At 64.4% G+C, this 19,249-nt stretch carries 12 protein-coding genes; 7 read left to right on the top strand and 5 right to left on the bottom strand.

Annotated features, from left to right (window positions below):
* Positions 1 to 69: 69 nt before the first annotated feature.
* Complete coding sequence (locus tag J7367_RS07200; protein ID WP_057661143.1) at positions 70 to 1,932, top strand: SLC13 family permease; 1,863 nt, start codon at positions 70 to 72, stop codon at positions 1,930 to 1,932.
* 58 nt (positions 1,933 to 1,990) lie between these two features.
* On the opposite strand, the gene J7367_RS07195 is transcribed toward J7367_RS07200, so the two are convergent.
* Positions 1,991 to 2,332, bottom strand: a complete 342-nt coding sequence (locus J7367_RS07195) for a Rieske (2Fe-2S) protein (RefSeq protein WP_007964568.1) — start codon at positions 2,330 to 2,332, stop codon at positions 1,991 to 1,993.
* 260 nt (positions 2,333 to 2,592) lie between these two features.
* Here J7367_RS07195 and J7367_RS07190 point away from each other — a divergent pair, with 260 nt between their 5' ends.
* The 5 genes from J7367_RS07190 to J7367_RS07170 all read left to right on the top strand — a co-directional run bounded on the left by J7367_RS07190 (position 2,593) and on the right by J7367_RS07170 (position 7,396).
* Positions 2,593 to 2,868 carry a hypothetical protein gene (locus J7367_RS07190; RefSeq protein WP_057661145.1) on the top strand — a complete coding sequence of 92 codons (276 nt, stop codon included), beginning with the start codon at positions 2,593 to 2,595 and terminating at the stop codon, positions 2,866 to 2,868.
* A 463-nt stretch (positions 2,869 to 3,331) separates the two neighbouring features.
* Positions 3,332 to 4,045 (top strand): fumarylacetoacetate hydrolase family protein, encoded by a 714-nt coding sequence (locus J7367_RS07185; RefSeq protein ID WP_007964570.1) that lies wholly within the window; start codon positions 3,332 to 3,334, stop codon positions 4,043 to 4,045.
* 60 nt (positions 4,046 to 4,105) lie between these two features.
* A complete protein-coding gene (mscL, locus tag J7367_RS07180; protein ID WP_022558624.1) occupies positions 4,106 to 4,537 on the top strand; it encodes a large-conductance mechanosensitive channel protein MscL in 432 nt (143 codons plus the stop codon).
* A gap of 123 nt (positions 4,538 to 4,660) precedes the next feature.
* Positions 4,661 to 6,079 (top strand): M28 family peptidase, encoded by a 1,419-nt coding sequence (locus tag J7367_RS07175; protein ID WP_057661147.1) that lies wholly within the window; start codon positions 4,661 to 4,663, stop codon positions 6,077 to 6,079.
* 264 nt (positions 6,080 to 6,343) lie between these two features.
* A complete protein-coding gene (locus J7367_RS07170; RefSeq protein WP_007964576.1) occupies positions 6,344 to 7,396 on the top strand; it encodes a LacI family DNA-binding transcriptional regulator in 1,053 nt (350 codons plus the stop codon).
* A gap of 369 nt (positions 7,397 to 7,765) precedes the next feature.
* Here the strand turns inward: J7367_RS07170 and J7367_RS07165 are convergent, their stop codons facing one another.
* On the bottom strand, positions 7,766 to 10,702 hold the full coding sequence (locus J7367_RS07165; protein ID WP_057661149.1) for a TonB-dependent receptor: 2,937 nt from the start codon (positions 10,700 to 10,702) through the stop codon (positions 7,766 to 7,768).
* Positions 10,703 to 10,841: 139 nt separating this feature from the next.
* Positions 10,842 to 14,237, bottom strand: a complete 3,396-nt coding sequence (locus J7367_RS07160; RefSeq protein ID WP_254894402.1) for a LamG-like jellyroll fold domain-containing protein — start codon at positions 14,235 to 14,237, stop codon at positions 10,842 to 10,844.
* 289 nt (positions 14,238 to 14,526) lie between these two features.
* Here J7367_RS07160 and J7367_RS07155 point away from each other — a divergent pair, with 289 nt between their 5' ends.
* The gene (locus J7367_RS07155) at positions 14,527 to 16,491 is read left to right on the top strand and encodes a glycoside hydrolase family 97 protein (RefSeq protein ID WP_007974028.1); all 1,965 of its coding nucleotides are present in this window, start codon (positions 14,527 to 14,529) and stop codon (positions 16,489 to 16,491) included.
* Between the two features lie 137 nt (positions 16,492 to 16,628).
* Here J7367_RS07155 and J7367_RS07150 read toward each other — a convergent pair whose 3' ends face one another.
* On the bottom strand, positions 16,629 to 18,134 hold the full coding sequence (locus J7367_RS07150) for a carboxylesterase family protein (protein WP_057661151.1): 1,506 nt from the start codon (positions 18,132 to 18,134) through the stop codon (positions 16,629 to 16,631).
* On the bottom strand, positions 18,134 to 19,051 hold the full coding sequence (locus J7367_RS07145) for a TrmH family RNA methyltransferase (RefSeq protein WP_057661153.1): 918 nt from the start codon (positions 19,049 to 19,051) through the stop codon (positions 18,134 to 18,136). Before J7367_RS07145 ends, J7367_RS07150 begins: the two co-directional genes overlap by 1 nt.
* Positions 19,052 to 19,249 lie beyond the last annotated feature (198 nt).

Here is a 19,249-nt window from a genome sequence, read left to right as displayed (position 1 = left end):
TCCCCGGCAACCAGACGCTTCAGCGCTTTTAACCAATTCCCACTCCCGAATCACGAATCCCGGCCCCCAATGGACACCGCGCTGACGCTGACCAACGATATGAAGCTCGTCCTCGGGCTGGTCGGTTTCACGATGGCGATGTTCCTGTTCGAGCGCATCCGCGCCGACGTGGTGGCGTTGATCGTGCTGGTGGTCTTGGGCGTCACCGGGCTGGTGGCGCCGGAAGAACTGTTCGGCGGTTTCTCCGGTAATGCGGTGATGAGCATCATCGCCACCACCATTCTGGGCGCGGGGCTGGAGCGCACCGGTGCGTTGAACCGGTTGGCCACCTGGTTGTTGCGGCGTTCGCACGGCAGCGAGCAGCGCCTGATGATGATGACGCTGGCCATCTCCGGCTTGAACTCGTCGTTCATGCAGAACCCGTCGGTGATGGCCTTGTACCTGCCGGTCGCCTCGCGCCTGGCCGCACGCACCGGGCTCACCTTGCAGCGCATGCTGCTGCCGATCGCCGCTGCCATCGTGATGGGCGGCGCGCTCACCATGGTAGGCAATTCGCCGCTGATCCTGCTCAACGACCTGCTGGTCTCGGCCAACAACAACCTGCCCTCGGGCATGGCCAGCATCGAGCCCTTGACGATGTTCGCGCCGCTGCCGATCGGCGTGGCGTTGCTGATCGCGGCGTTGCTGTACTTCCGCTTCTACGGCGACCGCAAGTTGATCGAAGAAGAACGCCTGATCAACGAAGGCGTGACGCCCTCGCGCACCGAAAGCTATTTCGCCAAGACCTACGGCATCGACGGCGATGTGTTCGAGCTGACCGTCACCGCCGAAAGCCCGCTGGTGGGCATGACTCTGGGCGAAGCCGAAGCCTTGCACGATGCGCCGTTGCTGCTTGCGCTCAAGACCGGCAACGACACCCGCCTGGCACCGCCGGCCGATATGCGCATCTGGGTCGGCAGCGTGCTCGGCGCGATGGGTCCGCGCCAGGAAGTAGCCGATTTTGCGCAAAACCAGTTCCTGCGCATGTCCTCGCGCCTGCGCAACCTGGGCGACCTGTTCAACCCCAGCCTGGCCGGTATCTCCGAAGCATTGATTCCGCCCAACTCGCGGTTGATCGGCAAGAGCGCCGGCCAATTGCGCCTGCGCAAGCAGGCCGGCATCAGCCTGCTGGCGATCAACCGCGACAAGCAGGTCATCCGCGAAGACGTGCGCAACGTGCCGCTGCGCGCCGGCGACATGCTGGTCTTCCACAGCATCTGGCAGGACCTGGCGCAGGCGGCGGAAAGCCGCGATTTCGTGCCGGTCACCGACTTCCCCAAAGGCGAGCAGCGCCCGCACAAATTCAAGATCGCGATGGCGATCTTCGCCTTCACCATCCTGATCGCGCTGACCTCGCGCCTGCCGGTGGCGCTGACGCTGATGACCGGCGTGGCCTGCATGCTGCTCAGCGGCGTGCTGCGCATGGACGAGGCCTACGCGTCGATCAACTGGAAGACCATCTTCATGATGGCCGGGCTGATTCCGCTCGGCTGGGCGATGGACAGCAGCGGCACCGCGGCCTGGGTCGCCGGCCATACCATCGACCGCCTGCCCGAAGGCATCCCGGTGTGGGCGCTGGAAATCAGCCTGGCCTTGCTGACCACCGCGTTTTCGCTGGTGATCAGCCATGTCGGCGCCACCATCGTGATGGTGCCCATCGCGGTCAATCTGGCGCTGGCCGCCAACGGCAACCCGACCGCGTTCGCGCTGATCGTGGCGTTGTCGGCGTCCAACAATCTGATGACCGCGTCCAACCCGGTGATCTCGATGGTGGCCGGCCCGGCCAACTATCAACCGCGCGAGTTATGGCGGGTGGGCGCGCCACTGTCGCTGATCTACATCGTGGTGATGGTGTCGATGATCAACCTGATGTTCTGGTGGGCGGCGCGCTAATCCGGCGTTGCGCTTTCAGCGCGGCTGACAACATGTCATCGGCAATCGTCCTTGGCGCTTACCCAAGCAGCACCTGCTCATCCTCGACCCGTACCGGCACCGCGAACAGCGATTGACCGCGACACGGGCCGCTGACGCATTCGCCGCCACTCAATTCGAATGCCGCACCGTGCGCGGCGCAGACCAACTGCCCTTCCTTGGTCTTGAGAAATTGCCCCGGCGCCCAATCCAGCCGGCGGCCGGCATGCGGACAGATGTTCAGCCAGGCACGGACCTGGGTCCCTTCGCGATACAGCACCAGCGACTCGGCACCGCTATCCAAGCGTGCTTCGACCTCCAAAAACCCGGCATCGGGAATCTGCGTCAACGTGGCAAGCGTGGTGAGCGATGGCGACGACATGCAGGGGACCGGGCAACGACGGGCCTGGATTGTGGCATGCGGGCCTGGGCGGCACGGAACCTCAGGCGTCGGCTACGGGATGAGAAGCGACAACACCATCCCCCAGCCAACCGGCCACAACTGGGCGTATGCGCTCTCATCCACGCTTGCTGCATGTGATCGTCTTCGCATATCGCAGCATCGATTAACGAACTTTTCACTCAATGACATGAAACCGCAACGATACTGCGCGCTCGTTTCCTGCCCGGCAGCCCACCGCCATGCCCGCACGCCTCTTCCAATTCGGCAACTTCCACCACCTGTTTGCGCCGCGCAAGCCGCGTCACCCGTTGGTGCGCGTTGCCGCCGGCCTGGCTGGTCTGGCGATCCTTGCGGTGCTGATCTTCTTCAGCGTGTTCGTTGGTGCAGCGATGATCCTGGGTGGCATCGCCTGGAAGCTGTTGAGCAAGTCGAACCGCCGCACGCCGCAGCAGGCACGCGTGGTCGACGCCGAGTACCACGTGGTGCGCAAGCCCGCGTTGCCGTTGTCGCACTGACACCTGGCTGACTGCATTGCTGCATCTCTCGGCCTGCGCAGCAGGTGCCGGATGCGTGGATGGCTGCATCGATGATGTTTTTTCTTCCAGCAAGCCAGACCTGGCGTGCGGCAGTTTGCCGCGTTCTAAGCACGGCTATCGGCTGGGTGATGCGCTGCGCTGATGGGCCAGACGCGCATATGGCGCTGCCTCGAACACCGGTTCACTGGCCTGCGCCCTTCTGAATCAACGCCGCATCAATGCGCACTGCGCTCGCATTGAAGGCAAGCGGAGCGCTGTCAGCGCTGTGGTGGGTGCGCAATCGTCTCGTTGCACGCGTTGCCACTCACGCGTCGATGCGGCTGTCTGACGCCCTGCACGCGCTGCCAGCCCGGCCATGCCGTGCACTGGATGCGGGCGTCACGGTTCCGTCGTACACGGGCAAACCGCTAGACTCACCTGCCCATACGTTGAGGATGCGCGCATGACCCACGATGTGATTCCCGCCGCCGATGTTCCGCGCATTCCAGTGGTGGGCGGTGGCAGTTTTCCGGTGCACCGCATCTACTGCGTAGGGCGCAACTTCGCCGACCATGCGCGCGAGATGGGCGCCACCGCACCGGCCTCCAAGGACGAGCGTGGCCAGCCGACTTTTTTCATGAAGCCTGCCGATGCCATCGTGGTCGGCCACGGCGACCACATCCCCTACCCACCCGGCACCAGGGAACTGCACCATGAAGTGGAACTGGTGGTGGCGCTGGGCAGCGATGCGCCCGCTGGCGAGTTGCCGGTGGAACAGGCCGAGCGCTTGATCTACGGCTACGGCGTGGGCCTGGATCTGACCCGTCGCGATCTGCAGGCCGCTGCCAAGGCAAAAGGCTTGCCCTGGGATATCGCAAAGGGCTTCGATCACTCCGCGCCGGTGAGCGAGCTGGTGCATGCCGGCGAAGTCGGCGCGCTGGAGGCGCTGAATCTGTCGCTGGAGGTCAACGGCCAGGTGCGTCAGCAGTCATTGCTGGATCAAATGATCTGGAACGTGCCGGAGATCCTGCACGAGCTTTCCAAACTGTATGCACTGCGCGCAGGTGATCTGATTTTCATGGGCACGCCGGCCGGCGTCGGCCCGTTGCTGCCAGGCGACCAGTTCAGTGCGCGCCTGGAGAACGTCGCCGAGCGCCACGGCATCATCGCGGGCTGACATCGGGCCGGCTACGATCCGGCTGCGGCAGTTGGTCCGCGACCGCAGTTGGAGTGCACTATGGGAATGGTCAGCGAATTCAAGCAATTCGCAATGCGCGGCAATGTCATCGACCTGGCGGTCGGTGTGGTCATCGGTGCGGCGTTCGGCAAGATCGTCACCGCGCTGGTGGAGAAAATCATCATGCCGCCGATCGGTTGGGCCATCGGCAATGTGGATTTTTCGCGCCTGGCGTGGGTGCTCAAGCCGGCCGGCGTCGATGCCACCGGCAAGGAGATCCCGGCCGTTGCGATTGGCTACGGCGATTTCATCAACACCGTCGTGCAGTTTTTGATCATCGCCTTCGCGATCTTTCTGGTGGTCAAGTTGATCAACCGCGTGACCCATCGCAAGCCGGACGCCCCAAAGGGCCCGAGCGAAGAAGTACTGTTGCTGCGCGAAATTCGCGACACGCTCAAGAACGACACGCTCAAGCCGCCGGGCGCGCTGTAAGCGGGCACAACCCAGTGGCGCATCCTGTGGCGCAACTTCGCGCAGAAGGATGACCTTTCGCACGCAGACGGGGGACGTCGCGCTGATAAGCTCGGGGTCCCCTTGTCGTTGGAGCCGCCCTGCATGCGTCGTCTCGCTGTTGCCATCTCTACCCTACTCGCCTGCTCCTCCGCACTCGCCGCACAGACCAGCATCCCCGACAGCGCATTGCGTACCGCAGCGCAGTTGCGCGAGCAGGCGTTGGCCGACAACACCGGCTTTGCGGTGGTCCAATCGTTGACCACCGAAGTGGGCCCGCGCATTGCCGGTGGCGAAGCAGACCCGCGTGCGGTGGCCTGGGCCAAGGCGAAATTCGCTTCGCTGGGTTTCGACAAGGTGTGGACCGAGCCGGTGACCTTTCCGAAATGGGAGCGTCGCAGCGAACACGCTGCCGTGCTCGGCGCGCATGCGCAGCCGCTGACCATCACCGCACTGGGCGGCAGCCCGGGCGGCATCGTCGAAGGCGAGGTGGTGCGTTTCGAAACGTTGGCAGCGTTGCAGGCCGCGCCGGCTGGCTCGCTGGCCGGCAAGATCGCATTCGTCGATTACCAGATGGTCAAGGCGCGCGACGGCAAGGACTACGGCAATGGCGGCGCCGTGCGTAGCAAGGGACCGTCCGAAGCGATACGCAAGGGTGCCATTGGATTTGTCATGCGCTCGGCCGGCACCGATTCGCACCGCGTGCCGCATACCGGCATCACCCGTTTCGACGAAGGCCTGACGCCGGTGCCGGCCGCAGCGCTGTCGGTGCCCGATGCCAACCAGCTCGCGCGGCTCACCGCACTGGGCAGCACGCGCGTGCGTCTGGCGCTGGATTGCGGCTGGGACGGCACGGCCACCTCGTACAACGTGATCGGCGAAATCACCGGGCGCAGCAAGCCCAAGGAAGTGGTGGTGATCGGCGGGCATCTGGATTCGTGGGATCTGGGCACCGGCGCCATCGACGACGGTGCCGGCGTGGCGATCACGATGGCTGCCGGCCACCTGATCGGCCAACTCAAGCAACCACCCAAGCGCACCATCCGCGTGGTGGCCTTCGCCAACGAGGAGCAGGGTCTGTACGGTGGCAAGGCGTATGCGGCAGCGCACGGCAACGATGCCAAGGACATGACGCTGCATCAGATCGGCGCGGAAAGCGACTTCGGTGCCGGGCGCATCTATGCCTTCAACACCGGCGCGGCGGCGCCGGACGACTCGCGCGCGGCGACCAAGCAGATTGCCGAGGTACTGGCACCGCTGGGCATCGCGTACGAACCGGGCAAGGGCGGCCCCGGCCCGGATGTCGGGCCGATTTCGGCCAAGGGTGGAGCCTGGGGGTGGCTGGCGCAGGATGGCACCGACTACTTCGATCTGCACCACACCGCCGACGACACGTTGGACAAGATCGACCCGAAGGCGCTCGCGCAGAACGTGGCCGCCTACACCGTGTTCGCGTATCTGGCCGCAGAAGCCGATGGCGATTTCGGCAGCCGCGCCAAGAGCGTGCAACCGCCGAGCGAATGATTGCGAGGACGATGCGGTGCATGCGCCGAACGCTGGATGTGGCAGTGATTTGCTCATTTTCAGGCGGCAGGCGCATGCAGGAATCGCACGATGCCTGGCGCTGCTGATTGCGTAGATCGGCGCGTTCGTCTGGCGAGTGTGCAGTTGCGATGCAGCGGCTGCCGCTGGTACTGCGTGAGGTGATTGGTCGGTTGCTTTTCGTGGTCGCTTCACACCTCGAAGCGGTAGCGCGCATTCGCTCTTACCCCAGGATGAGCACACACAATGGTGGCCAAGCGGCAACGCAGTGCGAACAATGCGGCGACGTTGTTGGATGTCGCCAAACACGCTGGCGTCTCGCCGATGACCGCTTCGCGTGTGATCAACCGTCACCCGCATGTGGGCGAAGCGATGCGCGCGCGCGTGGAGGCCTCGGTACAGGCATTGGGCTACCGGCCCAATCTCGCCGGTCGTTCGTTGCGGACCAGCGGGCTGCTGCGTATCGGCGTGCTGTACAGCAACCCGAGCGCCGCGTACCTCAATCAATTCATGCTTGGCCTGCTCGAGCAGAGCAGCCTCACCGGCAGCCAGGTCATGGTGGAGAAGTGCGGCGCCATCCGCAGCCAGCGTGCGGCCACCGAGCGCCTGCTCGCTGCCGGCGTCGATGGGGTGATCCTGCCACCGCCGTTATGCGACTCGCGTCAGACCATCACCGAACTCGATGCGCGCGGCATTCCGGTGGTGGCGGTGGCCAGTGGCGCACCGATGGCGCAAATCAGCTCGGTGCGGATCGACGACTACCAGGCTGCGCGCGCCATCGTCGACCACCTGATCGAGCTCGGGCATCGTCGCATTGCGTTGATCAAGGGCGACCCGAAACACACCCCGAGCGCACTGCGCGCAAATGGCTATCTCGACAGCCTGCACGCTGCCGGCTTATCGGTCGCAGATGGCTTGATCGCAGAGGGCTTGTTCACCTATCACTCCGGGCTCCTCGCCGCGCGCAGCCTGTTGGCGCAGCCGCAGCCAGCCACTGCGATCTTCTGCAGCAACGACGACATGGCGGCCGCAGCGGTCGCGGTCGCGCATGGATTGGGCTTGCGCGTGCCCGAAGATGTCTCCATCGCCGGCTTCGACGATACGCCGGTGGCCACCACCATCTGGCCCGAGCTCACCACCGTGCATCAACCGGTCACCGCCATGGGGCGCGCTGCTGTGTCACTGCTGGCCGACGCGGTCCGTCAACGCCGCAAGGGCGACACCGCACCCGGCGTGCATCAGGTGATGAAATACACGCTGGTCAAGCGTGGCTCGACGGCAGGGCCGCCGAAGACATAGCGCGACAGCGCACCATCACCATCCCGGTTCGGCACAGACGCACCACATCCATCTGCGCGCACGCTGCGCCGTCGCAGCCGACCGCTGCCCTTTCAACGGCAATCAGACTCACAGTTGCAGCATTCCACTGCCGCCATGATGCACAGTCGCCCATGCAATCACGCAAAAAAACGGCCACATCGCTTCCCGACGATGTAGCCGAATGGGAGGGTATTCGACGTCGCCGCCGAACGTACTGCAACGCCGTATCGCACGGCGACGGGAAGAACGCGCAATGACCGCTTGGAGAGGAACGAGGAGAACCGCATGTGCGGCACGGCGCGAGCATGCGCCGTTCCGCACATCAGTGTCTTGCATCAGCGCATGGCATCAGAAGCGCAAACGCAGACCCGCGTAGTAGCGACCCTCGAAGATGTTCTGGTCGAAGTAGTGATTGGTCCACTGCGCGTAACGGCGTTCGCTTTCGCCGGTGAGGTTGGTGGCCTGGGCGTACAGGGTCAGGTGGTCGTTGACGTCGTAGCTCAACGACGCGTCCAGGTAGCCGACGTCGTCGTTCCAGATCGCCAGCTCGTCGCCCCATGCGGAACTGTTGACCTGACTGAAGCGCTTGCTGCGCCAGTTGTAGGCCACGCGCGCCTGCAGCTTGTCCTTCTGATACCACAGCACCGCGTTGGCCTGATGCTTGGAGTTGTCGCCGATCGGCAGCGTGTTGCCGTCGATATCGGTGTTGTCGGTATCGGCGTCGGAGAAGGTGTAGTTGATGTTGGTCCCGAAGCCGCTCAGCCAGCCTGGCAGGAAATCGAAAGCCTGCTGGTAGCCGATTTCGAAGCCCTTGATCTTGCCGCCGCCGCCATTGACGATGCGCTCCACCGGGCCGCCCGCGCGCACGACGCCATCGGCATCGGGCAAGGGCTCGATGTTGGTAACGGTGGTGGGGAACGACTTCACGTCGATCAGGAACGCACCCACGCTGATCAACGAGGCATCGGCGAAATACCATTCCCACGAGGCGTTGTAGTTGGTGGCGCGATACGGATCCAGATCCGGATTGCCCGAACGGCCATTGAGGAACAGCACCGCATCCGATGGCAGCGACGGATTACGCGGCGGCGTGCCATTCACGGCGTAGAAGCTCACCAGACCACGGCCGAGATCGGGCAGATCCTGACGCGCAACCGCCTTGTTGTAGGCGAAACGCAGCTTCTGCGCGTCGGTGACGTCCAGCGACAGGTTCGCGCTGGGCAGCACATCGGTGTACTGGCGATTGAGACGGTTGGTGCCGATCGCCGGGCTGACGCCATTCCATTCGACATTGCCGATGTAGACGTTGCCGCTGCTCAAATACTGGTCGATCGCCAGCTTGGTCTGCACGATGCGCGCACCGATGTTGGCCGTCCACGGCACGCGCGTGCCGGTACCGCCCTCCAGATTGGCCATGAAATAGGCCGATCTGGTTTTTTCGGTGACCTGGTAGGAATCGGCCGCCTGCTGATACGCCACGTTGCCCGGATACAGGCTGTTGAGATAAGCCACCGGGTCTTTCATCGCCTGCGGATTGATGGCAGGCAGACCCTGGCGACCGAGGCCGGTGACCTTGAGCGGATCGAAGTCGTTGAAATACGCCCAATAGCCGGGAATCGAATTGAACGGCAGCAAGCGCGCCTCGGACACGCCACTGCAGGTATCCACGATCAGCGGATCCTTGTAGTAGTACAGCGAACGGTTCGGGTCGGCACAGCTGGACGACACCGGCGACAGATAACGATAGGTATCGAGCTTGAAATCGCGCTCGCCATAGCGAATGCCGAACTGGAAGCCGCGCACCACGCCCTCGTCGAACTCGAAGGTGCCGTCCGCGCGGAATGCGTCCATCTTGGCCTCGATCTTGTTGCCCTGCGCCCAGGTGGACATCAGCTGCCAGTTGTCTGGGTTGGACACATCGGTAGCGAGGTTGACCGCCGGATAGGTGCCGCGAAAATCCACCGATGCATCCACGGTGGGCAGGCCGTTGACATTGGCCCACTGGGTCACGCCGCCGGCACGTGGGATCTGGTCGCCGCGCGTCACCGCTGCATCGGCACGCGCTTCGTCGTAGGTGCGCTGCGCATCGCCGTGCACCCAGCGGAACGAGGCACGGAACGGACCACCATCGTCGTAACGCAATTCCAGATTGGTGTTGAGCGCATCCGAATCGGCTACGCCGGCCATCGAATGCGCCTGAAAGCGGTTGTAGCGGAACTGGCCGTACTCCAGCACGCCGTTGGGGTCGACGACCGAGCCCGGCTGCAACTGGTTGGTCGCCCAACCGGTATGCAATTGTGCCGCCACCGAGGTGTCGTGGTCTTCGAGCTTGGTGTAGGCGGCGTCCGCCAGCACCGTCCACGAATCGTTGATGTTGAACTGGAACGAGCCGTTGACGCCGGTGCGCTGGCGATCGGTGCTGCGGTTATCCAGTTCGGTCGCCACCCAATTGTAGAAGTAGTCGCGCGGCAGATTGCCCGGGTCGGTATTGCTGCCGATACGTCCATCGCCGTTGAAGTCGAAGCCGACGTTTTGTTCGGTGGATTTCTGTGCGCCATTGGAATAGACGCTGGGATGCTTGTTTTCCAGCGTGGCATCCGAATACGACACCGCCAGCAACGCGCCCCAACGCGCGGTGCGGAAACTGGCCAACCCCGAATACAATTCGTTGGCTTTCTGCACGCGATCGCCGTACGAGCCTTCGGCCTGCCCGCTGAAGGTCCAGCCCTCGGGCAGATCGAACGGGCGCCGCGTCTTCAGCGAGACGGTGCCGCTGATGCCGCCATCCAGATCGGCCGCAGTGGGCGACTTGATCACGTCCACGCCACTGAACAGCGTGGGCGGAATATCCACGAAATCCGGCTGCGCGCGACCGATGTTCGGCTGACCATATTGATCGCCGCCGCCGGCACTCAAGTACAACTCGCCGTTCATGGTGGTCTGCACCTGCGGCATGCCACGGATATTGAGCTGCGAACCTTCGCCGGCCGAGCGCCGGATCTGCACGCCAGGCACGCGCTGCAGCGAATCGGTGATGGTGACGTCGGGCAACTTGCCGATGTCTTCGGCAGAGATCGAATCGATGATCTGCGCGGCGCTGCGCTTGTTCTCGATGGCTTCGGCCTGCGCACCGCGCACGCCCTTGACCATCACCTTGTCCAGTTCGGTTACGCCTGGAGTGGGGGCGGTGTCCTGCGCGCTTGCGCTGCCGGCAAGCAGGGTGAGCGCAGCCGCAAGTGCGGCCGCCAATGGGGTGTGACGGGTATTCGAATGCAGCTTGTTCATGGTCCCCTCCCAGGGATGACAAATCCACGACCGTTTCGACTGGCATTACCGGCAGGGCAATGCGGTATTGGCCGACGCACCAGGCGGTGCGTCAGTGAGAGCGTCGTGCACGGCACGGCGCGGCAACACGCAGACGTCGCTACGGAGACCCGTTGGCGACACCTGTCGATGGTTCGGCATTCCAGCCACGCAATTGCAGCGTGGCGTTGCGCAAGGCGGCAGCAGACGGGCCGCGAATTTCCACCACGCGTTCTTCGCCTGGCGCCAGGCTCAGATAATTGTCGCTGTAATAGGCTGGCAGGATGCGTTGGCCTTGCGCATCCACCAGGGTCAACTTGGTGTTGAGGGCCACCTGCTGCGACGGGTTGCGGACGGTGGCGCGCAGCACGGCCTCGTTGCCCTGCTGCAATTGCGTGGTGAGCTGCAGCGGCACCTTTGCGAGCGCGTCCAGCCCACGCATCGCCACCGCATCGCGCGCCACCCAGTAAAAGTTGCGCGAACGCACCACCGCGTCGCGATCGAGCAACTGCAGCCGCACAAAGCCCAGCCCGTTGGTGTCCTTCAGCGATGGTGCCAACTGCAGCACGGGTGCCGACACTGCCACTGCAGCGGCGTCCAGCGCCTGTTCACGCTGTTGCAGCAGCTTGCCGTCACTGGCGTACACCTCTGCACGCACACGCAATCCACGCACCGGCGTGGCAGCGTTGTTGACCACGACCACTTCGTACCCCGGCAGATTCATCTGCACATGCAGGGTCTCGGCTGCATTGCGCACGCCGTAATACGCGGCGTGGGTGTCGTAATCGTGGCTATACACCTGCCACATGTTGCTCGGCCACGCCGGATGGCTCATCCACAGCAGGCGACCGCTGTTCTTGCTCCACAGTTGCGCGTTGAAGCCTTCGAAAATGGCGCGGTGGGTTTCGTAATTGAGCAGCTGCGCCTTGCGCTCGAAATCGGCCAGGCCGGTCGGTGCACCCAGCTTGTCGGTCAGCGTGCGCATGAAACTATTGGTATCGCCGTTACCGGACTGGTGCCAGTCGTGGTACGCCCAGGCGTCGCTGATTGGCCATTGGTCGCCAACGGCCGGCACCGAGGCCTTGAACGACTCCAGCGTGGAGAACGATGGCGTGCCCACTTCCACCGAGAAGCCCTGCGCCAGCTTGTTGAAGTAGGCCACCGGCTCGCGATAGTTGTACGGCCCACTGCCCTGCAAATTGATCTCGTTGGAACTGCCGGTGTACCAGCGCGTGCCGTCGAGTTCGGCAACCAGCTTGTCCAGGCCTTCGTTGAGGATGGGGGCCGGCACGCCTTCGTTGCGCCCGAACCACAACACGATGGACGGATGATTGCGGAAGCGCTTGATCACCTCGGCCGCGTTGTCCAGGAACAGCGCCGCATCGGCCGGTTCCATGTTGTAGTTCTGCGTGGACTGCCAGAAATCGTTGAGCACCAACATGCCGTACTCGTCGGCCAGCTCGAAGAAACTTGCTTCGGTGTTCTGCCCGACCCAGTTGCGCACCACATTGAAGTGCGCATCGCGCTGCAGGCGGAAGTACGGCTCCAGCCGCTCACGCGACACGCGCTTGCGCCAATCGTCCATGCCCCAGTTACCGCCTTTCACGGCAATGCGCACACCGTTGATGCGGATGACCAGATGCGGGGCCAGCGTGGAATCGTCCAGCTGCTGAACTGCCGGCGAGCCCAGCGCACCGGGATATAGCGACTGCGCGTTGCCGCCGGGTACTGGCCGGATCGCCGCATGGCGTACATCGACGATGCGTTCGCCACGCTGGCGGGCCTGGTTGAGATCGACCAGCACACGGCGCAATGCGCCATCGTCGTCGAATAACGACAGCTCGTAGGTCACCTCGCGAATACCGAAGCGCAGCTGCTGCGCATCCGAGCGCGCGCCTGCCACATCGACGCTGGTATGCAATGTATACAGCGCAGGCTCGCCGTAGCCGTTGGGCCACCACAGCCGCGGGTTGACGAGGCGCAACTGTGGCGTATCGCCCGCAGTGAACTTCAGCGTACTGCCGCCGGCCGGCACCATGACCTGGCGCTGGATGGTCACATCGCCGAAGACCAACTGCACGCTGCCCTGCACTGCGGCAGGCGTGTCGTTGCGCAGCGGCACGTTGATTTCCAGTTCGGCACGTTGATGATCCGGCGCCAAGCGCGCGGTCAGCACCTGGATGTCGCCAAGTGCGAGCGGGCCGCTGGCGTGCAACTGCACGTCCTGCCACAGACCGGCATTGCGGTCGCGTACCGCGGGAATCCAGTCCCAGCCCTCGCTGGCGATGAAGGTCGGGCCATCCAAGGCCTGCATGCCGCCGTTTTCGCCGACGCCTGCGCTCATCGATTGTTCGTGCGCAATGCCCGGATGCGGTGGCGGCGACACCCGTACCGCAATGACGTTGCGACCTGGCTTGAGCCGCGTGCTGACATCGAAACGACCGCGTGCGAATGCGCCGCGCGTACGCCCGACCTGCACGCCATTGACCCAGACTTCGCCGGCATAGTTGATGCCGTTGAACAGCAGTTCCAGACGCTTGCCTTGCGCGGCGGCAGGCAGATCGAAACTGCTGCGGTACGACCAGTCCTGACGGCTCAGCGCTTCGGGAATGGCCATGTTGTTGAGACCGATGTCCGGATCCGGATACACGCCACGGTCGACCAGCGTGGTGAGCACGGTGCCGGGCACGGTCGCCGCACGCCATGACGCATTGCCGGTGGTGTCATCGCGACGCGACAGCGTGGCGCCGGTCGCTTGACCAAGCTCCGGTGCTGCGGCCAGCTGCCATGCACCCACACGCCAGGAAGTGGCATCCAGCGACTGCAATGCCGGCGCGTTCGCCACCGGCTTTGCAACCGGCGTCGAGAACGCTGCACTACTGCGCGGCAGCGTTGCAGCCGGCTGCGGCGCAAGCTGGCCGGCCATCTGCTTGACCTGCAAGCGCCAGCCTGGCGATGCGTCTTCGAAGCGTTGCAGTGCCGGATCCGGCGCATTTTCGGCAAGCTGTGCAATGGCCTGTGCATCCAGCGCGCCCGCCTGTACCGTAAAGCCGGCGAGATCGCCGCCGAAGTGTTGCGTATACGCCGCCGGCTGCTGGCGTGGCCCGAATACGAGCGTCGGCGCGATGGCCGTCCGCTGCACAGGACCGCTGGCGACCTTGCGGCCGTTGGCATACAGGGTCAGGCGAGCGCCCTGGGCAACTGCGGCCACTTGCGTCCAGCTGTCTGCACGCAGGGTTTGCGTACTGCGCAACACATTGCCGGCGCCCTGCGCAAAGCCGAGTGTGCCGCCATCGATCACGAAGTAGCGGCCTGTGCCTTGCGGATCGCCCACGCCTGCAATCAATGCAGGACCTGTGATCGACCGTGATGGGCGCACCCAGCCAGAGACGCTCCAGTCCGCATCGGCAGACAACCACGGCGTCGGGGCAGCGAGCTTCTTGGTCAGCGCAACGCCACCGGCAAGCACGCGCACGTCATACGGACCGGGCGAATCGTCGGCAGGCGCTGCCTCCACTGCAGTTCAACCCATGCATGCACACAACACCCACAGCGCTCCGCGGCGGAACGCCCTGCGAACCATCAGCATTAGAGGCCTCTCCCAAGCTCTACTGCCACACAACGGTGCACATCGCTTCGATGCAATCGGCAACCCGTCGCGCAGACGTTTGCGTCATGACCTCCGTGATGCCGCCCGTGGCTGCCGCCCCTGTTTCAGCGGCCATGGTGCGAGGTAACGTTACCCCAGCTGGATATCGACAACAACCTTTCTGCGCTAGGGTTGGCAATCCCAGGAGGAGGGAATCATGCGAAACCTGATCCAGTCCGCAGTCCCCGCGGCATGTGCGTTGTTGTGTTTGATCGCTGCACCCGCTGCAGCACAGAGCTTGCGCGTGCAATCGCCTGATGCACGCACGCAAGTGGAATTCACGCTACGTGCCGGTGGCGTGCCCAGCTATCGCGTGCTGTATCGCAACACATTGGTGCTCGACGATGCGCCGCTCGGGCTGGATCTGGGCCGAGGCAACAAGCTCGGCCGTGACATGACGCTACACAGCAGCACGACCGAACTGCACGACAGCCGCTTCACCTTGACGGTCGGAAAGACGCGACAGGCGCGCGACCACTATCGAGAACTGCGCGTGCAACTGGCCGATACGCAACATCGCAAGCTCAGCATCGAACTGCGTGCGTACGACGACGGCGTTGCGCTGCGTTACGTCCTGCCGGATGCAGGCCAGGTGCACATTCGCGACGAACTCACCAGTTTCGCGTTCCCGCACGATTACCGCTGCTGGAACTTGAATCTGGGCCGTTTCGGAACCAGCCACGAGGGCGAATACGATGCAATCGCCGCATCCAAATTGCGCGCGCATAATTTGATCGAGTTACCGCTGGTGTGCCAGACCGATGCCAACGGCACCACGCTTGCGATCGGAGAAGCGAACCTGCGCGATTACGCCGGGTTGTATCTCACCGGTCGTTCCGAAGGCGGTCTGGGCGTATCGGCAAAACTGTCGCCGCGCCTGGACGACCCCACATTAGCGGTCAGCATCGATGCCAAGGGCCGCGATTTCGCCACGCCATGGCGGGTGATCATGCTGGCCGACAACCCCGCAAGCCTGATCGAATCCAACCTGATTTCCGCGCTGAATCCGCCGCCCGCCTTCGATGCGAGTTGGGTGCGCGCGGGTAAATCGGCGTGGGATTGGTGGTCGGGCAGCTTGGCCAGCGGGGTAGCCAACCCGGGTATGAATACCGCCACCATCCAGCGCTATATCGATCACGCGCAGCAGTTGAAACTGCAATACATGCTGATCGACGACGGCTGGTACTACGGCAGTACCGGCGATGGTCAGTACAACGCCGATGCGGATATTCGCCGGCCCGTCGCGCAACTCGATCTGCCCGGCCTGGTGAACTACGCACGCGAGCGCGACGTAGGGCTATGGCTCTGGGCGCACTGGCGCGCGCTCGATGCGCACATGGACGAAGCGCTCACCTGGTATCAGCAACTGGGCATCAAGGGCATCAAGGTCGATTTCATGGACCGCGACGATCAGCAGATGGTGGACTTCTATCACCGCCTGCTGCGCAAGGCTGCCGAGCACAAGTTGTTGGTGGATCTGCACGGTGCGTATCACCCGACCGGGCTGACCCGCACTTATCCGAACTATCTCACCCAAGAGGGCGTGCTCGGCGCCGAGTACAACAAGTGGAGCGCACGCATCACCGCGACCCACAACCTCACCTTGCCATTTACGCGCATGTTGCTTGGGCCGATGGATTACACCCCTGGCGGCTTCCGCAATGTCCGCCCGGCCGACTTCAAGCCACAGCACTTCGGTCCCCAGGTGATGACCACACGCGCGCAGCAATTGGCGATGTACGTGGTCTATGAGAGTCCGTTTGCGGTAGTTGCCGACAGTCCCGAGCAATACGAAAACGTGCCTGCCGCGCAGTTCTTGCGTGATGTGCCTGCAAGCTGGGACCAGACGCGTGCGCTGGATGGCGCCATCGGCGAGCACATCGCGCTGGCGCGGCGGCGTGGCAAGGATTGGTATGTGGGTGCGATGACTAACGAGCAGGCGCGCACGATGCAATTGCCGTTGTCGTTCCTGGGCAAGGGCAACTGGACAGCCACCATCTACGCCGATGGCCAGGCGCCGACGGACGTGCGCATCGAGACCCGCACACTCACCCGCAACGACACCTTGCAGCTGAACCTGGCGGCAAATGGCGGCGCGGCCATCAGGCTGCAAAAGAAGTAAAAGCCGATAAGCCGAGGTGACGTGACCAGGCGTACGTTGCGCAAGCGCTTTGGCGTGAGCGCGGGTGTGCTTGCGGTTCGATTCGGCGTCAAACGTGCGCACCGCGGCGGTGCGCACGTTTTGCAGCTGCGATTACGTTATGGCAAATCCACTGCCGCACACACCGCCGGACGCGCCTCCTTGATGGGTTGCACGCCACGCGCATCGAACTGCAGCCCTGCATGCGCCGGCGTGAATGCCGGCCAGGCCGGCAGGCCCTCGGCATTCGGATTACCCTGCTGCACGAACGCGGCCCAATAGCGCTGCAGGGACACCGGCGGCTGGCCGATCGACAGGTTCTTGAACAGGAACGGCAACTCTGCGCTATGCGTCACCTGCCCACCGGGAACGGCGGTATCGAACACGTAATGCCATACCGGCACGCCCAGCGCAGCCTGGCGCTGCGCCACGGTCACCGCCGGGCAGCGGAAGGTGAGATCGGTGGACAACTGCATGGACGCATTGCCTTGCCGTTCGGCGCGCTGCGCGATAGCGGCGCGATGCGTTTGCAGGATGGCGCCGGCGTGGTCGGGATAGTCGCGGCGCACCCGCCTCTCGGCGCCGTCCTCGCCGCCATAGCGCAGTTCCTGCACCACGTAACCGATCAACAGTGGCACCTTTGCCTGCGCGCCAGCAGCGAGCATCTGCGCTGGCGCATGCGGCAGCACGCGCCCGTCGACCACCGCCTGCAGCCAGATATAGCCGTCGTCATCCAAGGCCGGCACATCCACGCCCTGCGCGGCCTTGAGCAGTTGGTTGACCGGCAACGCGCGCAGTTGCGCCAGACGCGTTGCCGGATCGTCGATGCCGGCGCGTTTGGCAATGCTCGCGCCCAGCGCGCGATTGTCTTCCAGGCTGCGCGCCGGCAGGCCGAAGCCGGCGGTGCCGCTCTGTTCGATGGCTGCCGAGAACAGGCCGCGTGCGAGCGGGCTAAGCATCAGCAAGCCCACGTCCTGGCCGCCGGCCGACTGCCCGGCGATGGTCACCCGCGCGGGGTCGCCGCCGAACTGCGCGATGTTGTCGCGTACCCATTGCAGCGCCGCGATCTGATCGAGCAAGGCGTAATTGCCGGCAGCTTCGTTGTCGCCATCGGCCAGCTCCGGCAACGACAGGAACCCCAACGCGCCCAGCCGGTATTGCAGCGTCACCACCAGCATGCCCTGCGCCACCAGGTTGGTGGGCAGATGTCCGTCGGCGCCGCCCGCCACGTTCGCGCCACCGTGGATCCACACGAACACCGGCAGCGGCTTGGCCGGATGCAGCTGCGGTGTCTGCACTTCGACATAGAGGCAATCTTCGGTGCCGCGCCTGGCCATGGCGTTATTCCACCCAAGCGCCGGCTGCACGCACGGCGTGGCGGCCACAGTGGCCTCGCGCACCTGCGTCCATGCGGCGATCGGTTGCGGCGGGCGCCAGCGCAGCGCACCCAATGGCGGCGCAGCGAAGGGGATCGCGCGGAAGACCGCGCTGCCATCGTCCTGCCATTGGCCACGCACCGCACCATGATCGGTACGCACCTTGGGTGGTGCCGCCGGCGTGGTGGCAGACGCGCTTGCACCGAAGAAGCAACCGGTCGCAAGCAACAACGCAGAAAAACGCACCATCAGTGTTCTCCGGTGAGCATGCGCGCGTGCCAGGCGGCCTGGAAGACCGCGGTGGCCGAGGCAACGTTGAGACTTTCCACCTTGCCGCTGCCGCGGATCGACAACTGCAGATCGCAATCGCGCGCAAATGCCCGGTCCATCCCTTCGCTTTCTGCGCCCATCACGTACACCAGGCGCTGCGGCAACGCGGCGGCGAAGACATCCTGGCCACCGTCGACCAGTGTGGCAGCAATCGCAAAACCGGCCTGACGCAGCTGCGCCAACGCCGTTGCAGTGTCGGGCAATTGCACCAGCGGTACCGCTTCGGCGCCGCCTTCGGCCACGCGTGCGGCCGCGCCCGACAGGCCCAGCGTGGAGCCAGCCGGCAGCAACAGACCGGCCACACCGAAGTGCGCCGACGAGCGCAAGATCGCCCCGAAATTATGCGGGTTGCCCACCCCGTCCAGCCACAGCGCCAGCACCGGGCCCTGCGGCAACGCGGCCAGCCATTCCTGCAAAGGTTGCGGGGTGACGCGCAGCACCTCGGCCACCACTCCCTCATGGTGCGCACTGGCAGCGAGCTTGCTCAGATCGGCCTCGTCCACCACGCGATAACCGATGCGCCGGGTCACGCACCAGGCCAGCAGCGCCTTGAATTGCGGAATGCGCGCCTCGCTCAGGTACAGCTTGCGCAGCGCCTCCGGGCGCGTCTTGAACACGGCCTGGACGGCATTGATGCCGTACAGCCGCACCTCACGCGCGTTGCCGCTCGCTGCAGCGGCAGGTGGCGTGGCGGCCGGAGCGTGCTGCGCTGGAGCACGGGGTGCGGCGCTGCGCGGCGCCGGGGTGCGCGGCGCAGCGCGGCCCCACGGATTGTGCGAGGGGCCGGAGCCGCCATCGCGTGGCGGCCGTCCGCCGCGTCCATCATGCTGTGTCATTGTCGGATCCAGAAGTTCGTGTTGCTTGCAGTGCCAAACGGCTGTTTCCGGCCGTTTCGCCGTATGCGTGTCGATCGTGTTGCAGCACCCGCAGGGCCGCTGCCGCACAAGCAGTGACGACGATGGTAAGCCACTGGCGCGATGGTCCGTCTACGGCGGCCGGGCCGAAGCATGTCGAACGTCGTGCCGCCCTGCCGG

This window comes from Xanthomonas sp. D-36-1 (assembly GCF_017746155.1).
Lineage (GTDB): Bacteria > Pseudomonadota > Gammaproteobacteria > Xanthomonadales > Xanthomonadaceae > Xanthomonas > Xanthomonas cissicola.
Note: the sequence above shows the minus strand (reverse complement) of the source record. Positions and strands in the feature narration are given on the sequence as shown.